General features: G+C 43.5%; 13 protein-coding genes. 6 read left to right on the forward strand and 7 right to left on the reverse strand.

The window, feature by feature from the left end:
• Positions 1 to 150 precede the first annotated feature (150 nt).
• Positions 151 to 2,241, reverse strand: coding sequence for a methionine--tRNA ligase (metG, locus tag RCH20_RS01170; protein ID WP_327192291.1), 2,091 nt, complete (start codon positions 2,239 to 2,241; stop codon positions 151 to 153).
• A gap of 433 nt (positions 2,242 to 2,674) precedes the next feature.
• On the reverse strand, positions 2,675 to 4,132 hold the full coding sequence (locus RCH20_RS01175; protein WP_209956832.1) for a GntP family permease: 1,458 nt from the start codon (positions 4,130 to 4,132) through the stop codon (positions 2,675 to 2,677).
• A gap of 516 nt (positions 4,133 to 4,648) precedes the next feature.
• Here RCH20_RS01175 and RCH20_RS01180 point away from each other — a divergent pair.
• The 6 genes from RCH20_RS01180 to dcd all read left to right on the forward strand — a co-directional run bounded on the left by RCH20_RS01180 (position 4,649) and on the right by dcd (position 11,673).
• The gene (locus tag RCH20_RS01180; RefSeq protein ID WP_327192292.1) at positions 4,649 to 5,362 is read left to right on the forward strand and encodes a CoA transferase subunit A; all 714 of its coding nucleotides are present in this window, start codon (positions 4,649 to 4,651) and stop codon (positions 5,360 to 5,362) included.
• A 79-nt stretch (positions 5,363 to 5,441) separates the two neighbouring features.
• Positions 5,442 to 6,071, forward strand: a complete 630-nt coding sequence (locus tag RCH20_RS01185) for a CoA transferase subunit B (RefSeq protein ID WP_327192293.1) — start codon at positions 5,442 to 5,444, stop codon at positions 6,069 to 6,071.
• Positions 6,072 to 6,823: 752 nt separating this feature from the next.
• Positions 6,824 to 7,624 (forward strand): 3-hydroxybutyrate dehydrogenase, encoded by an 801-nt coding sequence (locus RCH20_RS01190; RefSeq protein WP_327192294.1) that lies wholly within the window; start codon positions 6,824 to 6,826, stop codon positions 7,622 to 7,624.
• A gap of 387 nt (positions 7,625 to 8,011) precedes the next feature.
• The gene (gene mgtE / locus RCH20_RS01195; RefSeq protein WP_442793075.1) at positions 8,012 to 9,349 is read left to right on the forward strand and encodes a magnesium transporter; all 1,338 of its coding nucleotides are present in this window, start codon (positions 8,012 to 8,014) and stop codon (positions 9,347 to 9,349) included.
• A 366-nt stretch (positions 9,350 to 9,715) separates the two neighbouring features.
• Entirely contained in the window at positions 9,716 to 10,942 is a 1,227-nt protein-coding gene (gene apbC, locus RCH20_RS01200; protein ID WP_327192295.1) for an iron-sulfur cluster carrier protein ApbC, read from the forward strand.
• Between the two features lie 155 nt (positions 10,943 to 11,097).
• A complete protein-coding gene (dcd, locus tag RCH20_RS01205) occupies positions 11,098 to 11,673 on the forward strand; it encodes a dCTP deaminase (RefSeq protein WP_209956837.1) in 576 nt (191 codons plus the stop codon).
• A gap of 120 nt (positions 11,674 to 11,793) precedes the next feature.
• Here dcd and RCH20_RS01210 read toward each other — a convergent pair whose 3' ends face one another.
• The 5 genes from RCH20_RS01210 to petA all read right to left on the reverse strand — a co-directional run bounded on the left by RCH20_RS01210 (position 11,794) and on the right by petA (position 15,715).
• Entirely contained in the window at positions 11,794 to 12,234 is a 441-nt protein-coding gene (locus RCH20_RS01210; protein ID WP_327192296.1) for a ClpXP protease specificity-enhancing factor, read from the reverse strand.
• 134 nt (positions 12,235 to 12,368) lie between these two features.
• Positions 12,369 to 12,983, reverse strand: a complete 615-nt coding sequence (locus RCH20_RS01215) for a glutathione S-transferase N-terminal domain-containing protein (protein ID WP_209956839.1) — start codon at positions 12,981 to 12,983, stop codon at positions 12,369 to 12,371.
• A 206-nt stretch (positions 12,984 to 13,189) separates the two neighbouring features.
• Positions 13,190 to 13,903 (reverse strand): cytochrome c1, encoded by a 714-nt coding sequence (locus RCH20_RS01220; RefSeq protein ID WP_327192297.1) that lies wholly within the window; start codon positions 13,901 to 13,903, stop codon positions 13,190 to 13,192.
• On the reverse strand, positions 13,903 to 15,108 hold the full coding sequence (locus RCH20_RS01225) for a cytochrome b (RefSeq protein ID WP_209959025.1): 1,206 nt from the start codon (positions 15,106 to 15,108) through the stop codon (positions 13,903 to 13,905). The genes RCH20_RS01220 and RCH20_RS01225 overlap by 1 nt, the downstream gene beginning before the upstream one ends.
• Before the next feature lie 22 nt (positions 15,109 to 15,130).
• Entirely contained in the window at positions 15,131 to 15,715 is a 585-nt protein-coding gene (petA, locus tag RCH20_RS01230) for a ubiquinol-cytochrome c reductase iron-sulfur subunit (RefSeq protein WP_209956841.1), read from the reverse strand.
• Between the last annotated feature and the right edge of the window lie 30 nt (positions 15,716 to 15,745).

Raw genomic sequence — 15,745 nt, forward strand, 5'->3', positions numbered from 1 at the left:
CCTAGCGTTTATAATATTTTATTAAAGTATTTTAACTGTATTATTTACGGGTTTTAAAGGTTATAGATTTGTCTTGATGGACACTTATTTTACGATAAAAAAAGATGCCACTAAGGACACCTTCTTCACTGCTCGCTAGGTCATTGCTCACTAAGCAAGTAGATCACCAACGACCGCTTGATCCGGTAAAGTAATGACCACCAGTGCTGTCTTAGGGTCACCAGCTGATAATACCATGCCTTCTGATATGCCAAACTTCATCTTACGCGGCGCGAGGTTGGTGACGCAAATTACCTTTTTATCGACTAATTGTTCAGGCTCATAAAATTTACGAATACCGCTGAACACATTACGTGGTTGGGCCTCACCGACATCTAGGGTAAATTGCAGGAGCTTATCAGCGCCTTCAACATAATTACAAGCTAAGACGTGGGCAACTTTCATCTCAACCTTAGCAAAATCGTCAATGCTAATATAATCAGTTGGCTCATTATCGTTGTTAGCAACAGTAGTATTGGTTGCTGCTGGCTTTGCTGTTGGGCTAGTGCTTGGGGTCTCAGCTGGGGCCAATGAGGCTTTTGAGGCTTCAACCATGGCCGCGACGTCTTTTTCTTCAATACGCTGCATTAATGGTTTGAATTTTTTGATTTGATGGCCAAGCAACCACTGGTTACGGCTAGCAAAGCTTAAGTCGTCAATATTTAAGAACGCTTTGGCATTAGCAGTCAGCTCAGGCAATACTGGCGCGAGATATACCATGAGTTGACGGAAAATGTTAATCGCCACCGAGCAGACATCTTGTACTTCTTGCTCAGAGCCTTCAAGCTTGGCAAGCGCCCAAGGTTTTTTGTCATCGATATACTCGTTGGCCTTGTCAGCACACTGCATGATTAAGCGCATGGCCCGTGAGAACTCACGATTTTCATAGGCTGCAGCAATCTCATCACCCGTTTTGGTAATGTCTTCTAACAGGCGCGGTTCGGCACAAATCTCTGTTAGCATGCCATCATATTTTTTGACCAAAAATCCTGCACTGCGACTGGCAATATTGACCACCTTACCAACCAAATCAGAATTAACTTTTTGCATAAAGTCTTCTAAATCAAGGTTGATATCTTCAACTTTATCAGACAGCTTACTGGCAAAGTAATAACGCAAATATTCAGGATGTAGATATTCAGCGTAGGTTTCAGCTTTAATAAAGGTACCGCGCGATTTACTCATTTTTTCGCCGTTGACCATTAAAAACCCGTGCGCAAAGACTCCGGTTGGCGTGCGTAATTCACTGCCGGCGAGCATCGCTGGCCAAAATAGCGCATGGAAATAGACAATATCCTTACCAATGAAATGATAAACCTCAGTTTTGTGTTCGTTTTCTTGCAACCAATAGCGATCAAAGTCGAGGGCTTTATCGGTACCTTTTCGCTGCTCACACAGGTTTTTGAAGCTGGCCATATAGCCCACTGGCGCGTCCAACCACACATAAAAGTATTTGTCCGGCTCATTACTTGGGGTGTCTGGAATCTGAAAGCCAAAGTAGGGCGCATCACGGGAAATATCCCAGCTGGCAAGACCGGCGTCAAACCATTCTTGTAGCTTGTTAACAATAGAAGACTGCAAGCGATTATCAGTGCGTGTCCAATCTTGCAAGAACTGGCTAAATTCTGGTAAGTCAAAGAAGTAATGCTTGGAGGTCTTGAGAACAGGCGTCGCACCCGATAGCGTCGATTGTGGGTCTTTGAGTTCTGTAGCGTTATAGGTAGTGCCACATACTTCGCAGTTATCACCATATTGGTCAGCAGCTGCGCATTCAGGGCAAGTGCCTTTGACGAAACGATCTGCTAAGAATAGCTTTTTTTCGGGATCAAATAGTTGCTCAACGTCTTTGGTGCTGATATGTCCAGCGCTATCAAGCCTACGATAAATCAGCTCGGAGAAATGCTTATTTTCTTCTGAATGGGTGGTGTGATAATTATCAAATTCAATCAAAAATTTAGCAAAGTCCGCTTCATGTGAAGCCTTAACAGTGGCAATTTGCTCTTCTGGTGTAATGCCATTATCTTCGGCTTTGAGCATGATAGCGGTGCCGTGTGCATCGTCAGCGCAGACATAGGTGACCTGGTGGCCTTGGGCTTTCATTGCGCGCGCCCAAATGTCAGTTTGAATGTATTCTACAAGATGGCCCAAATGAATGTAGCCATTGGCGTAGGGCAGGGCACTGGTTACTAAAATCTCACGCACAAAATCACCTATATCACAATAAAAACGGGTTAATTATTAAACGTCACAAGCCTCTAATTACTAGCAAATCATGGTTAACAATAGCGGTATCCGCCAATCATAAGCCAATCATAAACAGGGAGCTAAAGACACGACATTATAAAAATAAAAATTGCGCCTATGATACCGTAATTTGGCTGAATTTGTGCCATTGCTTAGTAATTATCTCTATAACAGTCACATGACATACTCATTAGTAAGGTACTTATTTTCTTTTCTACTTTCAAAATCTTTGATCATTGTTTTTAATCCTTAATAATCACAAAACTCAACCAGCTATTAACCAATTGGGTTTTGAAATTAAATACCTGTGCTCAGTTACTACTAAAATTTAAATACTGGTCACAGCCAACGACCTTTAGCAATGGCCATTGAATTATGGCTATAACCCTGACTAAAACGAACCAAATAGCGTGCCCAAAGTAATAACCGCTGCTACAGCAATTAGTGGAATAACCATTGTTACCATAGCAAGGTTTAGATAAGACTGCTTATGGGTTAGGCCACAAATCGCCAGAAGCGTGATGACCGCGCCACTATGCGGTAGAGTGTCAAGACCACCGGCTGCCATAACAGCTACCCGATGCATCAGTTCAGGATCGATCCCAGCGTTAACTGCCATTCTCAAATAGTCTTCACCCAAAGTCGATAGCGCAATACTCAAACCGCCAGAAGATGAACCGGTAATCCCAGCAAGGGTGGTCATGGCGACCGCTTCTGAAATCAACGGATTATCAGGGCTTAGGTTCAAGATGCTATCACGAATGATAATAAAGCCCGCAAGTGAGGCGATAACAGCCCCGTAACCCACTTCAGATGCGGTATTAAAAATCGGCAACATGGAATCATAAGTACCGCGGTTAATAGTTTTTTGTAAATTAACCCAATGACCGATACGCAATAAGATCAGCACCACACAAGCCACGACCAGCGAAATAATAATTGACCATAAACCGAGTGAGCCGGCGATATTCAAGTCAGGAAACTGGGTTTGTAGGTCACTAAAATCCATTGATGGAAAAATGGCATAAGTTAGTAAGGCGTTTAAACTAATGACCAATATCAACGGAATCATCGCGATGGTAAATGACGTTTGATGGGTATCGCGTGCCTCAGCGTCAGTGGCTAAGTTACTTTTGGCCACATTGCTCTGAGAATCGTTACTTTGTGAGCCTAAGCCTTGTCCTTCATCCTCATCGTCATGTTGGCCATAGCCTTCGCCAGCAGCATTGGCTTTACGAGCCCGTGATTGTAGCCATAACCAACCACAGAAAAACATGATGGTACCGCCGATGATACCCAAGATGGGGGCGGCAAAGACGTTGGTGTTATAGTAAGGAATAGGAATGGCGTTTTGAATCGCAGGCGTGCCTGGTAGTGCAGTCATAGTAAAGGTAAATGACCCTAGCGCGATCGCTGCGGGTATCAAGCGCTTAGGAATATCAGCCGCCTTAAACAAATCTTTAGCGATTGGGTAGATGGCGAAGGCCACCACAAATAATGATACCCCGCCATAGGTCAAAATGGCGCAGACCAAGATCACTGCAAGAATAGCCTTGCTGGCTCCTAGCTTTTTGACCACGGTATTGGCAATTGCTGTCGCTGCCCCAGAATCCGCCATTAGGCGACCAAATAGAGCGCCTAATAAGAAAATAGGAAAAAATTTGAGCAAAAATCCGCTTAATGCGGACATAAAGACATCAGTATAAGCAGGAATACTGCTCAAAAAATCACCTGACAGTAGCACTGCTAATATTGCCATAATCGGTGCCAAAATCAGCACCGAATAACCACGATAAGCAAAGAACATCAAAAGTAATAAAGTAATAACAATCGCAAGCGTGCTGAACATAGGCACCTCTCCTTGGCATCAATAAATAAATCAAGCGGCAATTATGTATTGCTTGCTGTGATAGGTCAATAAGCTATTTCTCAGGATAAGTTATTCGCACAGTGCTGTTGAATGGACTATATTGAGCGTGCACTAATATTCATATTAAAAACTCTAGACGCCGCTGCCACTGTTCCATTAATTTTATTCTCTAGTCGCTTTGAGAATTATATGTTAACTTAGCATGACTATAACGAACATTATATATCGATACATATCGTATTATTATTAGTATAGCAGCACAAAAACACTGCCATTCAAACGTTAACTTATGCTAACAACTTTAGAGTACGCATGAGTAAGCAATGTCAACGACCCGCTAAATGTACATAATAATAAACACAAGCATTCAGACCAAGAAAAGTATTCAAAAATGAGTCAGCAATGACAAAAATATAATCGACAGCCTATAAGTTTCAATCATTTAAACCCAAAAACTGATTATAAAAACAGATGTGATAATCATAGGAGATTAGTATGAGTCAATCAAAAGTGTATAGCAGTGCTAACAGTGCGTTAGAAGGTATTATCAATGATGGACAGACCCTAGCTATTGGCGGTTTTGGTCTGTGTGGTATTCCTGAAGCGTTAATCGAAGCCCTGCGTGACAGTGGGGTCAAAGATTTGACCTGTATCAGTAATAACGCGGGTGTGGACGAGTTTGGATTGGGTCTGCTATTGCAAACTCGGCAAATAAAAAAAATGATCTCCTCCTATGTAGGCGAAAACAAAGAATTTGAGCGTCAATATTTGGCAGGCGAGTTAGAAGTTGAACTGACTCCTCAAGGCACACTTGCTGAAAAGTTACGTGCTGGCGGCGCTGGCATACCGGCGTTTTATACTGCGACGGGTGTAGGCACGCTAGTTGCCGAAGGCAAAGAAACCCGTGATTTTGATGGCCGTACTTATGTGCTGGAACATTCGTTAGTGGCTGATGTGTCCTTAATCAAAGCACAAAAAGCCGATAAAGCCGGCAACTTAATATTTAATAAGACTGCCCGTAACTTCAATCCAGACTGCGCGATGGCTGGCAAGATTACCATTGCTGAAGTAGAAGAAATCGTCGAGATTGGGACGCTTGATCCTGACGAGATTCATTTACCAGGTATTTTTGTGCAGCGAATTATACTCAATAGCAATCCTGAAAAGCGTATTGAAAAGACCACGACTAAAGCGGTCGAAAGCGTTTAGTTTTTTTAAAAATTAGCTTTTTTCAAAAATAGTTAGCAAGTCGATAATAATGGAATATTGCAAAAATAAGGAACATATCATGGCATGGACAAGAGAACAGATGGCGCAGCGTGCAGCGCAAGAGTTAAAAGATGGCTATTATGTAAACTTGGGTATTGGTCTGCCAACCTTGGTGGCCAACTATATCCCTGAAGGGATGGATGTCTGGCTACAGTCAGAAAATGGTTTATTGGGTATCGGTGAGTTTCCAACTGCAGACAGGGTTGACGCTGATTTGATTAATGCTGGTAAGCAGACCGTAACGACTGCGCCTGGTGCCAGTTATTTTAGTAGCTCAGAATCGTTTGCGATGATTCGCGGTGGCCATGTCAATCTGGCGATCCTAGGGGCAATGGAAGTCTCAGAGCACGGTGATCTAGCCAACTGGATGATTCCTAAAAAGATGGTCAAGGGCATGGGCGGCGCCATGGACTTAGTCGCAGGCGTGCAACGAGTGATCGTAATAATGGAGCAGGTCAATAAACATGGCGATCCAAAAATCCTTGCCAACTGTGAGCTGCCATTAACTGGTAAAGGCGTAGTGGATCGTATTATCACCGAACTTGCGGTATTAGATGTCACTGACCAGGGTTTAAAATTAGTTGAGCTAGCAGAGGGCGTTAGCTTCGCAGAGCTCCAACAAAAAACCCCAGTAACTATTACTAAGTAACTATTCTTAAGTAACTATCCTTAAGTAACTATTCTTAAGTAACTATTCTTAAGTAACTATTCTTAAGTAACTATTCTTAAGTAATCATTACTTATTGACACTTACCAAGTAGCTACATAATAATATGTATTTAATAGTTTTTATTAAATACATATTATGTTACATTTAATAACAGTTAACCAAGTTACTAAACAGGGCAACAACCCTTAGCTGTTAGTAGGCTATTGTCACTAACCCAGTGGTAGTTGTCATCAGATACCTTATATCTAGTAACTCGCATCTAATACCTCATGTCTAATAGCCATTTTAAGTACAATCTTGACATAATAGCTGTGCTTTTTTTATAACTGTAATTTCTACAACTGTAATTGTTTGCCTCGCTTTACCAATCGTCCCATCCCTGCATAATCAGTACACCTAACGCTTAAGTATCAGAAGATACAAAGCTTAAGTTTCAGAACACACAAAGATTCAATAAGTAAGTCCTATCCAGTAACAATCAAAAAAATAGCAGTACATAACCAATATTTAATAATAGATTACCCTTAGTAAATAACTGTTTTTCCCCTTCCCAATAACAGCAGTTTAATCACTGTTGTTTATATAAAATCGCGTAATAAGAATCATTTCATAACGCGCGACAACCCTTGATGGTAGCGTTAGAACGCTATAATAATGGCACAAGGAATTTGCGTGCCATAACGACAGCGTTTTGTCGTTATTATCATAACAACCCATAATAAGGATAAAATATGGCGACCCAAATACAGCAGGATTTAACAGGCAAGGTAGCTTTAATCACTGGTGCTGCAGGGGGTATCGGCCGTGATATCGCTGAGACTTATGCCCAAGCAGGGGCAGCCGTTGGTATTGCTGATATCAATATGGCAGCCGCACAGCAGACCGTTGATACTATTGAAGCCGCTGGCGGCCGTGCACTAGCGATTGTCATGGACGTCACTTCTGAAGATGCGGTTAATAATGGTGTACAAAAACTGGTAGATACCTTTGGTAGTATCGATATTCTAGTTTCTAACGCGGGTATTCAGCTGATTGATCCCATCAATAAAATGAGCTTTGACAATTGGAAAAAAATGCTCGCTATTCATTTAGATGGGGCATTTTTAACTACCAAAGCGGCTATTCAACATATGTATAAAGACGACAAAGGTGGTACGATAATCTATATGGGCTCGGTGCACTCGCATGATTCATCACTATATAAAGCACCTTATGTCACGGCTAAGCATGGTCTGCTTGGACTGTGTCGTGTTATGGCAAAAGAAGGCGCGCCGCATAACGTGCGTACGCACTTGCTGTGTCCAGGGTTTGTAAAAACTGAGATGGTTGAAAAGCAAATTCCATTACAAGCGGCGGAAAAAGGCATCAGCGAAGAGTCCGTGGTCAATGACATTATGCTGATCAATACGGTCGACAAAGAGTTTACGACCGTTGAAGACGTGTCGCAATTAGCCCTGTTTTTAGCGGCTTTCCCAACCAACGTCTTCACGGGGCAATCTATCAATGCCAGTCATGGTTGGTGTATGAAATAGCTTTTTATGACGTAGCTTTTTAAGGCAATGTAACTATAAGCTGCAGTACTGATCACTATAAAAACAAAAATGAGTTAACCACAATGTCAGGCCTACTGGCATTGTGGTTTTTTTACAGTCATTTTTTAATCAACAGTAATTTGGAGATGCCATAATCCAGCTCAGCAGTCATCAAATGAACTAGGCGCCGGATGCTTGGTGTTATATTTAGCAAACGGGTATGATAGAGGCGCTTTATGGTTTAGCTTATATTATAAGTTTAATAACCAATAATTAATTCGGTAGTATCTTTTTTCTATCAACTAGAGCCAATGATATTGGCTCTTTTTATTGATCCTATTTAAAAGCGCTAGTTGCACCGTTTTAGGATCGCACGGAGTAAAAATAATGCACAATAAAACCCTGGCATTGACGTTAAGCAAGGCCATTGAACAACAAGAGTTTGAACAAGCGATTAATCAGGTTAAAGCATTACGCCCCATCGATATTTCTGATATGTTAGCCTTAATTAAGCCAGCGTTTGCTTGGCAGTTGCTAGAGCGTTTGCCCAATCGTTCTACGATATTTTCTTACCTAAAAACTGATATTCAAGTTGCTTTGGCACAGGAGTTCCCTCGGGACAGTATGGCAAGATTGGTGGGCGAAATGCCTGCTGATGAACGGGCCGACTTATATAAATGTTTAAATCAAGACCAACGTGATGCCTTATTACCGGCACTAGCCCAAGCGAAGCGCGAAGATATTCGTAGATTAGCCGCTTATGAAGAAGGTACCGCTGGGGCCTTAATGACTTCGGATTATGCTACTTTAGGCGCGGCGATGACTGTCGATGAGGCACTGGCTAACCTAAGAAGAGAAGCGCCCGACGCGGAAACTATTTATCACGCCTACGTGATTGACGAACAACGCAAGTTATTAGGCGTCGTGTCGTTACGGACTTTAATTCTAGCGTCTCCTGAACAATTAATTAGCGAAATCATGGTCAGTGCTATCGTGTCTAGTAACGTACATGATGATCAAGAAGATGTCGCTAAAACAGTGGCTCGTTATGATTTGATTGCATTACCGATTACCGATGACAGTGGTGCCTTGGTAGGTATAGTGACCCATGATGATGCGATGGACGTCGCTAGTGATGAAGCTACCGATGACTTTCATAAATCGGGCGGTGTCTCTACTATGGTTGGCCGACTAAAAGATGTCAGCATTGGCATCTTATATCGCAAGCGGGTATTCTGGTTGGTGTTTTTAGTCTTCGGCAACCTGCTCTCTGGCATTGGTATTTCCCATTTTGAAGATGTGATTGCCGCCAACCTAGTATTGGTATTCTTTTTACCGCTACTGGTCGATAGTGGCGGTAACGCCGGCTCCCAGTCTGCTACTTTGATGATACGTGCACTGGCAACTGGTGATGTCGTGATGCGTGACTGGTTCTCACTACTCGGTCGAGAAGCAATGGTTGCGGTGCTATTGGGCGGTACCATGGCAGTTGCTATTTCTATCATCGGTTATATTCGCGGGGACGAAGTAGTGTCTCTAGTGTTAGCACTTAGTATGATGTCAGTGGTAATGATTGGCTGTGTGATTGGGATGAGCCTGCCTTTTGTGCTTAACAAAATAGGCTTTGACCCTGCGACCGCCAGCGCGCCTTTGATAACGTCGGTATGTGATGCTTCGGGTGTGATTATTTATCTGTTTATTGCCTCACAATTCCTGTCCATATAATAGCCGATAGCCCTGTAATAGGTAGCTGTTTAATAAGGCCTGATTTTCTCAGCTGTGATTTGCTAACGCTGGTTGATGACTGAACGTAGTAGGGTTTTGGTAATGGGTTATTAACATTCGATTATAGCTGCCAATAATCAGCTGCCTACAAATATGGTACTGAATATATTGAATGAGGCTCAGACCTACTGGCGTTGTGGTTTTTTTATAAGCCTAATTCGGCTACACTGGTACCAAGGATTTTAGTGACTACTTATCACCTTTACATTAGGCGTTAAACTAAAGCTTAATTCACATCGCAATCGTCTTGAACCATTTATACTTATACCAATATCAGCCTCATTCATATACAAAGCGAAGGTAGCTATGTTTAACTTTATAAAAAAAAGAACGCAATCAAAATCTGAGACTCCGCAGCAGAAAGCGGAACGTGATAGTACAGTAGATAAAGTGTTGCTGGGTTATGAAGTAGGTGAGACCAGTATTGCACAGATGGTCACGGGTTTAGATCGTGACGGTGACCAGCTCACTTTAGATTTACGCCTACCACAAGATAGCGATCCCGAAACCATTCAAAAAGAGCTTGGTCAGCTGTTACACCCACATGGTATTAATGCGATCCATATGAATGTGCGTCTGTCAGCGTCCGCCAAGGGTGAGTCTAAAAGCTTGCCTCAGAAAATGCCAAAAACGACTGATGCCATGAGCAAACCATCAGGTACTCCTAATACGCCAGCGCAGCCTAGCCCTGCTGTAGAACCACCTATTACCAAGGCGGCTCCAACCCAAGCATCACTGTCTGGGCACCCGCATATCCGCCATATTATCGTGGTAGCATCAGGCAAAGGTGGGGTCGGCAAATCAACCACTACTGTTAATATTGCCTTGGCATTACAAAAGCTGGGCAACCGGGTAGGTGTACTCGATGCGGATATTTATGGACCCAGTATGCCGACTATGTTGGGGGTGGCCAATATAAAGCCTGAGCTAGAAAACGAACAATTTATTCCTGTTAATGCGCATGGCATGGCGATGTTATCTATTGGCAGCTTGCTTGATGGTGATAATACCCCAGTAGCATGGCGTGGACCAAAGGCGACTGGTGCACTGATGCAACTGTATAACCAAACCAACTGGCCACAGCTTGATTATCTAGTGATTGATATGCCGCCTGGTACGGGTGACATCCAGCTGACGCTCGCACAGCGTATTCCGGTCACCGGCGCGGTTATCGTGACTACTCCGCAGCACATTGCACTACTTGATGCTCAAAAAGGTATCGAGATGTTTAAAAAAACTAATATTCCGGTACTAGGAGTGGTGGAGAACATGGCTCTACACACCTGTAGCAACTGTAATCATACCGAAGCTATCTTTGGGGTTGGTGGCGGTGAGCGGATCGCTGAGCAATATCAGGTGCCACTGTTAGGGCAGCTACCATTGGCTACTGGTATCCGTGCTCAAGTTGATAAAGGCGAGCCCAGTGTCTTAGTTGATGATGAGTTTGCACCGTATTACTTAAGTATTGCCAAAAATATTGAAGCCAATATCGATAAGTTTGCTAAGCCTATTGATAACCAGCGTATCTTTTAAGGAAAAAGAGTGACTTTGCAAACAATAACGAATTAGACGATCCTTTATCAAAATCAGTCATTTTTAGAGATGTCGCTAAAAGTACCAGCGACTCTATAAATTGAGCCTGCAATTACGTATAATCACCGCTATTAAATATTTGCTAAGGAATGACAATGTCTATTAAATCTGACCGCTGGATTCGGCAAATGGCTGAAGATCATAATATGATTGAGCCGTTTGAAGCGGGTCAAGTACGCTTTAACGACGCTGGGGAGCGTCTGATCAGCTACGGCACGTCAAGCTATGGTTATGATGTGCGCTGCGCCCCTGAGTTTAAGGTTTTCACTAACGTCCATTCAGTGATTGTCGATCCCAAAAACTTCGATGAAAAAAGCTTTATTGATATTGTTGGTAATGAATGCATCATTCCACCCAATTCATTTGCCTTGGCACGGACCGTTGAATATTTTCGCATTCCGCGTGACGTACTAACTATTTGCCTGGGCAAATCGACCTATGCGCGCTGCGGCATTATCGTCAATGTCACGCCACTTGAACCCGAGTGGGAAGGGCATGTGACCTTAGAATTCAGTAATACCACTAATTTGCCGGCGCGTATTTATGCGGGCGAAGGGGTTGCACAGATGTTATTCTTCCAAAGTGATGCTGATGATGTCTGTGAGACCAGCTATAAAGACCGCGGTGGTAAGTACCAAGGCCAAAAAGGCGTGACATTACCCAGAACGTAGAAATCTATAAGTATGCAATAAAAAAGTATGCAATAAAAAAGTATGCAATAAAAAAGTATGCAATAAAAAAGCTGGGCGTATTAGATACGCTCAGCTTTTTTATTGCGGTAGTTATTATGACTATTTCAACACTTTTAATCCCGCTTTATTATCACGTTTAGGCTTGTTTGGAGCACTAGTGCTATTTTGTTTACCTGATGAGGTATCGTCTTCTGGCTGATAGTCATCATATTCACTAGGATCAAAGAACATACCTTGCGAGTTTTCTTTAGCATAAATTCCAAGCACGGCAGTCAGTGGCACCCAAATCTCTTGCGACACGCCACCGAAGCGTGCGCTAAAATGAATGTAGTCGTTCTCTATACTCATATTGCCAGTAGCGCGACTGGCAATGTTAAGTACAATACGCCCGTCTTGTACGTGTTCGGTTGGAATCTGTACATTCCTGGCAGTGGCATCGACCATCAAGTAGGGCGTAAGCTCATTATCTTCTATCCATTGATAAAGGGCGCGCACCATATACGGGCGGGTAGGAGTGACTGAAGTAGTAGTCTCGCTCATCTTATAATTTCCTGTACTAATGGTATCAAATGAATATTTTAGCGAATTTATTATTGGGTGGTATGCTTGTCTGGCTGTATTATTACTTGCGACACAGTTGTGCTTGATAAAGGAGTCATCACTACTTAACTTACTCAACGCACGCTCTTTTGAAAGCTTTCCCGATCAAACAGTCGCTTTTGATAGTCAATCAAGGGACGGCTAATAGCTGGAGGTAACGTGATACCCATCTCGTCTAAACGCCATAACAGCGGCGCCAGTAGTACATCACACCAGCCAAAATCATCAGCCATAAAATAGGGCTTATGAGCAAATAATGGCGACAAGGTGACCAAAGAATCTGTCAGTTGTTTTTTTGCATGAGCGGCCTGCGCCTTATTAAAGCTGTCTGGATGCATGAGCAAGCGTTTGCCTAATGCCAGCCAATCACGCTGAATACGCCATGCCAATTGCCGAAATTGCGCGCGTTCTTGGGGGGTGTCAGGCAGCAGTTTATTAGTGTGATAACGCTCTTCAAGGTATTCAAAAATAACATTGATTTCGTACAGCGCAATTTCGCGCTGCTGCAAAACCGGCAAGGTATGGTAGGGGTTAAGCTCGGTCAGATCTTCAGGACGCTCTGAGTGCAAGCGGGATAAATAGTAAGCCAGCTTCTTTTCTTCAAGTAATAGGCGTACCACATGACTGTCGTACCCATCGTCAGCGTATAAAATCAGCTGACTACTTGGAATGTCATTCGCATCAATCATGAAAGCCTAATGTTAATGGTTAAGGCTGCCATCGTAAACAAAATCGCCCTATTTATCAAGGTGCGAAGCGTAAACTAGGTCTCGTACTGGCTTATTAGTGGTCTAGTTTTAGCCCATAAAAAAGCACTACCGAAGTAGTGCTCAATATGGTGCTTAAATAAACGGTGCTTAGCTATTAAACTTAATTTTTAAGCTTAGCTATCAAATTATTTGACGTCTTTCCAGAACTCTTTATTGAGCAAGTAAACAGGAATGAGCAACACTAACAAGAACAGTATAACAAAGAAGCCGATAACTCGACGATCATGACGAACAGGCTCACCCATCCATGCCATAAAGTTAACCAAATCGCCGACTTCGCTTTCAAACTCTTCTTGACTCATGCTGTTTTGCATGTTGTTCAGTACATGAGGCATCGCTGCGTTCTGTAGCACTAGGTTATTAGCACCCCAAGGACGGCTTGGATCCTCATAGAATGACAACAAATAGGTATAAACCCAGTCATCACCACGCAGTCTAGTGACTAGTGACAAATCTGGAGGCGCTGCTCCAAACCATGCCGCTTGAACATCAGGATCAATCTCGGCATCGATGTGATCGCCAATCTGATCGGTAGTTACCATCAGATATTTTTCGACCAGCTCAGGTGGTATGTCCAAGTCTTTAGCGATACGCGAGTGACGAACATACTTTGCAGAGTGACAACCGGCGCAGTAATTCATGAAAATCTTCGCACCGTTCTGTTGCGAACCCTTGTTAGTAAAGTCAATCGGGGCTTCACTACAGGCTAAGTGCTCTTCAACACCCTCAGCATTGGTAAAGGTGCCGCAACCACCGCCAGCGGCCATCGCGGTACCAGCCGTTAAGGTCAATGCCGTACCTAAGCCCAAACCAGTTAGGAATTTCGTTAGCGTGTTCATTAGTGACCTCCGGTGACACGTTCTGGCGGCTGTTTACACTTCTCAATGGCAGTGTAAATCGGCATCAATAAGAAAAATAGGAAATATAAGACGGTAAACACACGCGCCGCTATAGTTGCTGCTGGCGACGTTGGCGTTGCACCTAAATAACCTAAGGCTATGAAGCTAATCGCAAACACGGTCAACGCGATTTTTGATAGGACACCTTTATAACGCATTGAGCGTACAGGAGATCTATCCAGCCAAGGTACTAAGAACAGTACCGCGATCGCTCCACCCATGGCGATAACACCACCAAGCTTGTCAGGCACTGCTCGCAAGATAGCGTAGAACGGTGTGTAGTACCATACTGGTGCAATATGCGCCGGTGTTTTTAGGGAGTTTGCCGCCTCAAAGTTAGGAGGCTCAAGGAAGAAACCACCACCTTCTGGGAAGAAGAACACCACTGCAGCGAAGCAAATAAAGAACACCACGATACCAACCATGTCATGCACAGTATAGTACGGGTGGAACTCAATACCATCTAATGGTACGCCGTTTTTGTCTTTAAGCCTTTTGATGTCAATACCATCGGGGTTATTCGAACCAACATGATGTAGAGCCACTAAATGCATGAATACCAAACCGACTAATACTAGTGGAATAGCGACTACATGTAACGCAAAGAAGCGGTTTAGGGTAATACCTGAGATGATGTAATCACCACGTACCCATTCAGCAAGACCATCGCCAATGACCGGTAGAGCAGCAGGAAGGTTTAGAATAACCTGTGCACCCCAGAATGACATGTTGCCCCATGGTAAGAGATAACCGAAGAAACCTTCTGCCATTAGAGACAAGTAAATGCCCATACCGATAAGCCAAATAAGCTCACGCGGTTTTTGATATGAGCCGTATAGCAATGCTCTAAACATATGCAAATACACGACCACAAAAAATGCAGAAGCGCCGGTCGAGTGCATATAACGGATGAGCCAACCGCCCTTGACGTCACGCATGATGTACTCAACAGACGCAAATGCCCCTTCGGCACTCGGGTTGTACATCATGGTTAGCCAGATACCGGTGACCAATTGGTTAACCAACACCACCATTGCCAACACGCCAAAGAAGTACCAAAAGTTAAAGTTCTTTGGTGCATAGTATTTGGACATGTGATATTCATAGGTCTCGGTCGCCGGAAAGCGTGCGTCAACCCAACGCATGATATTTTTACCCATACTCATATTAAGCCTCCCCAACCGTCAAGATGGTACCATCCACATTATAATCTGGGATGGGTAAGTTAAGCGGAGCAGGAACACCGCTATAGACGCGGCCCGCTAAATCGTACTTAGACCCATGGCACGGGCAGAAAAATCCACCATACCAGTCATTACCACCTAAGTCAGTCGCGCCAATATCGGGACGGTAGTTCGGTGCACAACCTAAATGTGTACACACGCCTTCAACCACCAAGATAGTGGGGTCTATAGAGCGTGTAGGATTAGCACAGTATTCAGGTTGTAACGATTCGCTTGAGTCAGGGTCAGCCAGCAAAGGCTTGACCGATTCTAAGGTCGTCAGCATCTCTTCAGTACGCTTTACTACAAAAATAGGTTTACCACGATATTTGATGACAATCATTTGTCCTGCGTCAACAGAACCGATATCTTGGGTAACTGAAGCCCCTGCAGCTTCCGCTTTGGCACTTGGATACCAAGAACGGACAAAAGGTGTCGCCACCGCAGCTACTCCAACTGCACCAATCGCGGCAGTTGAGGCAATTAGAACTCTACGGCGTTGTACATTAACGCCTTCGGCATGGCTCATTAATACTTCCTCCAGGTGAATGAAATGGGA

Origin of the sequence: Psychrobacter sp. PL15, from assembly GCF_035984995.1 — a bacterium.
Classification (GTDB): domain Bacteria; phylum Pseudomonadota; class Gammaproteobacteria; order Pseudomonadales; family Moraxellaceae; genus Psychrobacter.

Bases quoted from the DNA above. Each gene is read 5' to 3' on its own strand.
- RCH20_RS01190 (WP_327192294.1), top strand. From the start codon at position 6,824: ATGGCGACCCAAATACAGCAGGATTTAACAGGCAAGGTAGCTTTAATC.
- RCH20_RS01225 (WP_209959025.1), bottom strand. From the start codon at position 15,108: ATGCGTTGGGTTGACGCACGCTTTCCGGCGACCGAGACCTATGAATAT.
- RCH20_RS01210 (WP_327192296.1), bottom strand. From the start codon at position 12,234: ATGAGCGAGACTACTACTTCAGTCACTCCTACCCGCCCGTATATGGTG.
- RCH20_RS01175 (WP_209956832.1), bottom strand. From the start codon at position 4,132: ATGTTCAGCACGCTTGCGATTGTTATTACTTTATTACTTTTGATGTTC.
- RCH20_RS01215 (WP_209956839.1), bottom strand. From the start codon at position 12,983: ATGATTGATGCGAATGACATTCCAAGTAGTCAGCTGATTTTATACGCT.
- apbC (WP_327192295.1), top strand. From the start codon at position 9,716: ATGTTTAACTTTATAAAAAAAAGAACGCAATCAAAATCTGAGACTCCG.
- mgtE (WP_442793075.1), top strand. From the start codon at position 8,012: ATGCACAATAAAACCCTGGCATTGACGTTAAGCAAGGCCATTGAACAA.
- RCH20_RS01180 (WP_327192292.1), top strand. From the start codon at position 4,649: ATGAGTCAATCAAAAGTGTATAGCAGTGCTAACAGTGCGTTAGAAGGT.
- petA (WP_209956841.1), bottom strand. From the start codon at position 15,715: ATGAGCCATGCCGAAGGCGTTAATGTACAACGCCGTAGAGTTCTAATT.
- dcd (WP_209956837.1), top strand. From the start codon at position 11,098: ATGTCTATTAAATCTGACCGCTGGATTCGGCAAATGGCTGAAGATCAT.
- RCH20_RS01220 (WP_327192297.1), bottom strand. From the start codon at position 13,903: ATGAACACGCTAACGAAATTCCTAACTGGTTTGGGCTTAGGTACGGCA.
- RCH20_RS01185 (WP_327192293.1), top strand. From the start codon at position 5,442: ATGGCATGGACAAGAGAACAGATGGCGCAGCGTGCAGCGCAAGAGTTA.